The sequence below is a fragment of the Actinoplanes regularis genome (genome assembly GCF_900188005.1).
Taxonomy (GTDB): domain Bacteria; phylum Actinomycetota; class Actinomycetes; order Mycobacteriales; family Micromonosporaceae; genus Actinoplanes; species Actinoplanes regularis.
Genome location: NZ_FZNR01000073.1, coordinates 1 through 1404, shown reverse-complemented (window position 1 = coordinate 1404; position 1404 = coordinate 1). Strand labels below are relative to the sequence as shown.

The window sequence follows — 1404 nt, the reverse complement described above, 5'->3', positions numbered from 1 at the left end:
GGTCACGTCCACCGAAGTGGTGTACGACCTGGTTTTCCGAGTGAACGGAGGCGGCCATCGCAGATCCTTCGGATTGATTGAAGATCACGAAGGAGAGACCTGCGATGGCCGCAGAACCAAGTCTGAACGTCGCTGCGCTGCTGCGCGAGCATCTGGAATCGGCGAGCCCTGATCTACTGCGGGCGATGGTGAAAACCTTCGCCGACGTGCTGATGTCCGCCGAGGCCGACGCGGCGTGTGGCGCCGAGTACGGCGAACGCAGCACCGAGCGGACCAACTCGCGTAACGGCTACCGGCACCGAGACTGGGACACCCGCGCCGGAACCGTCGAGCTGGCCATCCCGAAACTGCGCTCCGGCTCGTACTTCCCGGACTGGCTCCTGCAACACCGCCGCCGTGCCGAACAAGCCCTCGTCAGCGTGGTCGCCACCTCGTATCTGCTCGGGGTCTCGACGCGGCGGGTGGAGAAACTGGTCGAGCAACTCGGCATCAAGCAGCTGTCCAAGAGCCAGGTCTCCGAGATGGCCCGCCACCTCGACGCCCAGGTCGAAGCATTCCGCAACCGGCCCCTGGACGCCGGCCCCTACACGTTCCTCTGGGTCGACGCCCTGGTCATCAAGGTCCGCGAACACGGCCGCACCATCAACGTCCACGCCCTCGTAGCGGTCGGGGTCAACGCCGACGGCGGCCGGGAAGTCCTCGGCCTGGACATCACCTCCGACGAGGACGGCGCCGGCTGGCTGGCCTTCCTGCGGTCGCTGACGGCACGAGGTCTGGCCGGGGTCCGCCTCGTGGTCTCCGACGCCCACCGCGGCCTGGTCAACGCGATCGGCGCCGCGCTGCCCGGCGCCGGCTGGCAGCGCTGCCGCACCCACTACCTGCGCAACCTGCTCGCCAAGGTCCCCAAAAGCGCGCAGCCCTGGGTCGCCACGCTGGTCCGCACGGTCTTCGACCAGCCCGACACCGATGAAGTCAAAGCCCAGTTCGCCCGGGTGCTCGACACCATCAGCGAGAAGTTCCCGGACGCTGCCGAACACCTCGACGCCGCCCACGACGACCTGCTCGCCTTCACCGCGTTCCCCCGCGAGCTCTGGCGCCAGATCTGGTCGAACAACCCGCAGGAACGGCTCAACAAAGAGATCCGCCGCCGCACCGACGTGGTCGGGATCTTCCCGAACCGGGCCGCGATCATCCGCCTCGTCGGCGCCGTGCTGGCCGAGCAGACCGACGAATGGGTCGAAGGCCGCCGCTACATGGGCCTGGACCTGCTCCGCAAAGCCCGCCGCACACCCATCACCACCAGCCAAGACACCGAAGCAGCCGAACCCGCCGAGATCGCCGCATAGCATCAACCCACACGGATCAGCGATGGCCGACTCTTACACCACGCCCATGGACGTGACC

1 protein-coding gene is annotated in these 1404 nt (G+C 67.6%); it reads left to right on the top strand.

Going from position 1 to position 1404, the window contains the following annotated elements:
• The first annotated feature begins 104 nt into the window (after positions 1-104).
• Positions 105-1346 carry an IS256 family transposase gene (locus CHC09_RS44835; protein ID WP_089299363.1) on the top strand — a complete coding sequence of 414 codons (1242 nt, stop codon included), beginning with the start codon at positions 105-107 and terminating at the stop codon, positions 1344-1346.
• The last annotated feature ends 58 nt before the right edge of the window (positions 1347-1404 follow it).